This is a genomic window from Acinetobacter sp. YH12144 (assembly GCF_013418345.1).
GTDB classification, from domain to species: Bacteria; Pseudomonadota; Gammaproteobacteria; order Pseudomonadales; family Moraxellaceae; genus Acinetobacter; species Acinetobacter amyesii.
In genome coordinates, this window is record NZ_VPCD01000044.1 from 1 (window position 1) to 5,133 (window position 5,133).

A 5,133-nucleotide genomic window follows, 5' to 3' on the forward strand; every position below is an offset into this window, starting at 1 on the left:
GTCACCACGTCGAAAAACAAAATCACCAGATTCTCCGCCTCTGACAGGCAACCAGTCAGAATGCGATTCACCAAAAAAAATATTAGTTCGATTCAATGGAGGTTCCTTCAGTTTTCTGATGAAGCGCGGAGGTGGCTCAACCTGCGAAAAGAAACGAGTTGCTACGTAAGTCCGAGAACATGCTTTCCATGGTCTCTGAGCTCGCCTTTGGGACCGACATATCGGTAGAGAGTGACGCGCTCGATGCCGAGTTCCTTGCAGAGATCGGAAACTGAAGTATCGCGCTGGGCCATGGCGGCTTGCGCGAGACGCACCTGAGCTTTGGTGAGCGCGAATTTTCGTCCGCCCTTGCGACCGCGCGCTCTCGCGGAGGCGAGACCCGCCATGGTGCGCTCTCGGATCAGATCCCGCTCGAACTCGGCCAAGGTGGCGAAGATTCCGAACACCATGCGACCGGACGCAGTCGTGGTGTCGATCTGAGCGCCCTTTCCAGTCAGAACCCGCAGGCCGATCTTGCGGTCTGACAGCTCCTTCACCGTGTTGACCAGATGGGCAAGCGATCGTCCGAGGCGATCGAGCTTCCAGACCACCAGCACATCGCCGTCACGCAATGACTTGAGGCAGGCAGTCAAGCCAGGGCGATCATCACGACCGCCGGAAGCAAGATCATCATAGATATTGTACCGTTCGACACCTGCGGCGCGCAAGGCGTCGTGCTGCAGGTCGAGAGACTGCGAGCCATCGGCTTTGGAGACGCGGGCATATCCGATCAGCATGTATCACAAACGTTGGTTTGAGGCGGCGCTTCGGCCACGATTGCATTGACCTCTGGAAATGTATCTCAACCAGCTTCATAAACAAAGCGTCTTGAACGCTATCAGATTTTGAAAAAGGAACATGTATGCCGCGTCGCGTCACTCTAACCGATCGGCAGAAAGACGCGCTGTTGCGCTTGCCGACTTCACAGACGGATTTGCTCAAGCACTATACGCTGAGTGATGAAGACCTTGGGCATATCAGGCTGCGTCGGCGCGCTCACAACAGGTTCGGCTTCGCCCTGCAATTGTGTGTCCTGCGCTATCCCGGCCGGGTGCTGGTTCCAGGCGAACTGATCCCTGCAGAGGTCATCGAATTTATCGGAGCGCAGCTTGGCCTGGGTGCCGACGATCTCGTAGACTATGCTGCCCGCGAGGAAACACGGCACGAGCATCTTGCCGAGTTACGGGGGCTCTACGGCTTCCGCACCTTCTCCGGACGTGGTGCGAGCGAGCTGAAGGAATGGTTGTTCCGAGAAGCCGAGATGGCGGTGTCGAACGAGGATATCGCCCGTCGCTTCGTAGCCGAGTGCCGACGCACCCGCACTGTCCTTCCCGCGACATCCACGATCGAGCGGCTTTGTGCCGCGGCTCTCGTCGATGCCGAGCGACGCATCGAGACGAGGATCGCCAGTCGGCTGCCTATGTCGATCCGAGAACAGTTGCTGGCATTGCTCGAGGAGACGGCTGATGATCGGGTGACCCGTTTTGTGTGGCTGCGCCAGTTCGAGCCTGGCTCGAACTCTTCGTCGGCCAACCGGCTGCTCGACCGGCTCGAATATCTGCAACGCATCGATCTCCCCGAGGATCTGCTTGCCGGCGTTCCTGCCCATCGGGTGACTCGTCTGCGCAGGCAGGGTGAACGGTATTATGCCGACGGCATGCGCGATCTCCCGGAGGACAGGCGGCTTGCGATCTTGGCTGTTTGCGTCTCGGAATGGCAGGCGATGTTGGCCGACGCAGTGGTCGAAACCCACGACCGGATCGTCGGCCGTCTCTACCGTGCTTCGGAGCGTATTTGCCATGCAAAGGTCGCAGACGAAGCGGGGGTGGTGCGTGACACCCTGAAATCCTTCGCCGAGATCGGGGGCGCCCTGGTCGATGCACAGGATGATGGCCAGCCGCTGGGCGATGTCATCGCGAGGGCACTGTTGCAAAGTTAGCGATGAGGCAGCCTTTTGTCTTATTCAAAGGCCTTACATTTCAAAAACTCTGCTTACCAGGCGCATTTCGCCCAGGGGATCACCATAATAAAATGCTGAGGCCTGGCCTTTGCGTAGTGCACGCATCACCTCAATACCTTTGATGGTGGCGTAAGCCGTCTTCATGGATTTAAATCCCAGCGTGGCGCCGATTATCCGTTTCAGTTTGCCATGATCGCATTCAATCACGTTGTTCCGGTACTTAATCTGTCGGTGTTCAACGTCAGACGGGCACCGGCCTTCGCGTTTGAGCAGAGCAAGCGCGCGACCATAGGCGGGCGCTTTATCCGTGTTGATGAATCGCGGGATCTGCCACTTCTTCACGTTGTTGAGGATTTTACCCAGAAACCGGTATGCAGCTTTGCTGTTACGACGGGAGGAGAGATAAAAATCGACAGTGCGGCCCCGGCTGTCGACGGCCCGGTACAGATACGCCCAGCGGCCATTGACCTTCACGTAGGTTTCATCCATGTGCCACGGGCAAAGATCGGAAGGGTTACGCCAGTACCAGCGCAGCCGTTTTTCCATTTCAGGCGCATAACGCTGAACCCAGCGGTAAATCGTGGAGTGATCGACATTCACTCCGCGTTCAGCCAGCATCTCCTGCAGCTCACGGTAACTGATGCCGTATTTGCAGTACCAGCGTACGGCCCACAGAATGATGTCACGCTGAAAATGCCGGCCTTTGAATGGGTTCATGTGCAGCTCCATCAGCAAAAGGGGATGATAAGTTTATCACCACCGACTATTTGCAACAGTGCCGATAAAAATATATCATCATGAACAATAAAACTGTCTGCTTACATAAACAGTAATACAAGGGGTGTTATGAGCCATATTCAACGGGAAACGTCTTGCTCGAGGCCGCGATTAAATTCCAACCTGGATGCTGATTTATATGGGTATAGATGGGCTCGCGATAATGTCGGGCAATCAGGTGCGACAATCTATCGATTGTATGGGAAGCCCGATGCGCCAGAGTTGTTTCTGAAACATGGCAAAGGTAGCGTTGCCAATGATGTTACAGATGAGATGGTCAGACTAAACTGGCTGACGGCATTTATGCCTCTTCCGACCATCAAGCATTTTATCCGTACTCCTGATGATGCATGGTTACTCACCACTGCGATCCCCGGGAAAACAGCATTCCAGGTATTAGAAGAATATCCTGATTCAGGTGAAAATATTGTTGATGCGCTGGCAGCGTTCCTGCGCCGGTTGCATTCGATTCCTGTTTGTAATTGTCCTTTTAACAGCGATCGCGCATTTCGTCTCGCTCAGGCGCAATCACGAATGAATAACGGTTTGGTTGATGCGAGTGATTTTGATGACGAGCGTAATGGCTGGCCTGTTGAACAAGTCTGGAAAGAAATGCATAAGCTTTTGCCATTCTCACCGGATTCAGTCGTCACTCATGGTGATTTCTCACTTGATAACCTTATTTTTGACGAGGGGAAATTAATAGGTTGTATTGATGTTGGACGAGTCGGAATCGCAGACCGATACCAGGATCTTGCCATCCTATGGAACTGCCTCGGTGAGTTTTCTCCTTCATTACAGAAACGGCTTTTTCAAAAATATGGTATTGATAATCCTGATATGAATAAATTGCAGTTTCATTTGATGCTCGATGAGTTTTTCTAATCAGAATTGGTTAATTGGTTGTAACACTGGCAGAGCATTACGCTGACTTGACGGGACGGCGCTTCCCTACCCTCATGGCCGCCTCCCAGGAATCGACCCAGGTGCTTATCGTGGACATAATCCTTTACTCATAAATTTATCTTATTCCATTATTGTACCTGTCACGCAAAACTTGCAGAAAAGCCATAAACGCAGGAGAATCCTGTCGGCGGTGAGGATAATAAATATGGTAGCCGTCAAAATATGGACACCACTCGGTCAGAACAGCAATCAGCTTGCCGCTTTTGATATATCCATCTGCAACATACTCGGGAATATAGGCAATCCCCAGCCCGTCTAATGCTGCATCGAGCTGATGAATCGTGCTGTTCGCAATATATTGCCCTTTGACTTTCAGACTGAATTTCTGAGCATCTTTCTCGAATTCCCAGGCGTACAATCCACTCGTATCAGAATAGCGGACGTTAATGCAGTTGTGGTTCAAAAGATCCTGCGGCTTCCTGGGCTTAGCATAACGCTTAAAATGGCACTGTTGCAAAGTTAGCGATGAGGCAGCCTTTTGTCTTATTCAAAGGCCTTACATTTCAAAAACTCTGCTTACCAGGCGCATTTCGCCCAGGGGATCACCATAATAAAATGCTGAGGCCTGGCCTTTGCGTAGTGCACGCATCACCTCAATACCTTTGATGGTGGCGTAAGCCGTCTTCATGGATTTAAATCCCAGCGTGGCGCCGATTATCCGTTTCAGTTTGCCATGATCGCATTCAATCACGTTGTTCCGGTACTTAATCTGTCGGTGTTCAACGTCAGACGGGCACCGGCCTTCGCGTTTGAGCAGAGCAAGCGCGCGACCATAGGCGGGCGCTTTATCCGTGTTGATGAATCGCGGGATCTGCCACTTCTTCACGTTGTTGAGGATTTTACCCAGAAACCGGTATGCAGCTTTGCTGTTACGACGGGAGGAGAGATAAAAATCGACAGTGCGGCCCCGGCTGTCGACGGCCCGGTACAGATACGCCCAGCGGCCATTGACCTTCACGTAGGTTTCATCCATGTGCCACGGGCAAAGATCGGAAGGGTTACGCCAGTACCAGCGCAGCCGTTTTTCCATTTCAGGCGCATAACGCTGAACCCAGCGGTAAATCGTGGAGTGATCGACATTCACTCCGCGTTCAGCCAGCATCTCCTGCAGCTCACGGTAACTGATGCCGTATTTGCAGTACCAGCGTACGGCCCACAGAATGATGTCACGCTGAAAATGCCGGCCTTTGAATGGGTTCATGTGCAGCTCCATCAGCAAAAGGGGATGATAAGTTTATCACCACCGACTATTTGCAACAGTGCCGTTCAGGCAGTACTTCATCAACCAGCAAGGCGGCACTTTCGGCCATCCGCCGCGCCCCACAGCTCGGGCAGAAACCGCGACGCTTACAGCTGAAAGCGACCAGGTGCTCGGCGTGGCAAGACTCGCA

Annotated in this window: 5 protein-coding genes and 3 pseudogenes; 2 read left to right on the top strand and 6 right to left on the bottom strand. The window is 53.0% G+C overall.

What is annotated here, in order from left to right:
- A pseudogene (locus FTU79_RS16100) lies at window positions 1–96 on the bottom strand (APH(3'') family aminoglycoside O-phosphotransferase); the annotation flags it as partial.
- A 65-nt stretch (window positions 97–161) separates the two neighbouring features.
- Window positions 162–776, bottom strand: a complete 615-nt coding sequence (locus tag FTU79_RS16105) for a recombinase family protein (RefSeq protein WP_015060271.1) — start codon at window positions 774–776, stop codon at window positions 162–164.
- A gap of 125 nt (window positions 777–901) precedes the next feature.
- Here FTU79_RS16105 and FTU79_RS16110 point away from each other — a divergent pair.
- Window positions 902–1,957, top strand: a pseudogene (locus FTU79_RS16110) (DUF4158 domain-containing protein); the annotation flags it as partial.
- Between the two features lie 54 nt (window positions 1,958–2,011).
- Here the strand turns inward: FTU79_RS16110 and FTU79_RS16115 are convergent.
- Window positions 2,012–2,716, bottom strand: a complete 705-nt coding sequence (locus tag FTU79_RS16115) for an IS6-like element IS26 family transposase (protein WP_001067855.1) — start codon at window positions 2,714–2,716, stop codon at window positions 2,012–2,014.
- A 129-nt stretch (window positions 2,717–2,845) separates the two neighbouring features.
- Between FTU79_RS16115 and FTU79_RS16120 the strand changes: the two genes are divergently transcribed.
- Entirely contained in the window at window positions 2,846–3,661 is an 816-nt protein-coding gene (locus FTU79_RS16120) for an APH(3')-I family aminoglycoside O-phosphotransferase (protein ID WP_000018323.1), read from the top strand.
- Window positions 3,662–3,797: 136 nt separating this feature from the next.
- Here the strand turns inward: FTU79_RS16120 and FTU79_RS16125 are convergent, their stop codons facing one another.
- From FTU79_RS16125 to FTU79_RS16135, 3 genes and pseudogenes are all read right to left on the bottom strand, one after another.
- The gene (locus tag FTU79_RS16125; RefSeq protein ID WP_001183556.1) at window positions 3,798–4,199 is read right to left on the bottom strand and encodes a LysR substrate-binding domain-containing protein; all 402 of its coding nucleotides are present in this window, start codon (window positions 4,197–4,199) and stop codon (window positions 3,798–3,800) included.
- A 39-nt stretch (window positions 4,200–4,238) separates the two neighbouring features.
- Window positions 4,239–4,943 carry an IS6-like element IS26 family transposase gene (locus FTU79_RS16130; RefSeq protein ID WP_001067855.1) on the bottom strand — a complete coding sequence of 235 codons (705 nt, stop codon included), beginning with the start codon at window positions 4,941–4,943 and terminating at the stop codon, window positions 4,239–4,241.
- Between the two features lie 61 nt (window positions 4,944–5,004).
- Window positions 5,005–5,133 (bottom strand): annotated as a pseudogene (locus FTU79_RS16135) (transposase zinc-binding domain-containing protein); the annotation flags it as partial.

Bases quoted from the DNA above. Each gene is read 5' to 3' on its own strand.
- FTU79_RS16105 (WP_015060271.1), bottom strand. From the start codon at position 776: ATGCTGATCGGATATGCCCGCGTCTCCAAAGCCGATGGCTCGCAGTCT.
- FTU79_RS16130 (WP_001067855.1), bottom strand. From the start codon at position 4,943: ATGAACCCATTCAAAGGCCGGCATTTTCAGCGTGACATCATTCTGTGG.
- FTU79_RS16120 (WP_000018323.1), top strand. From the start codon at position 2,846: ATGAGCCATATTCAACGGGAAACGTCTTGCTCGAGGCCGCGATTAAAT.
- FTU79_RS16115 (WP_001067855.1), bottom strand. From the start codon at position 2,716: ATGAACCCATTCAAAGGCCGGCATTTTCAGCGTGACATCATTCTGTGG.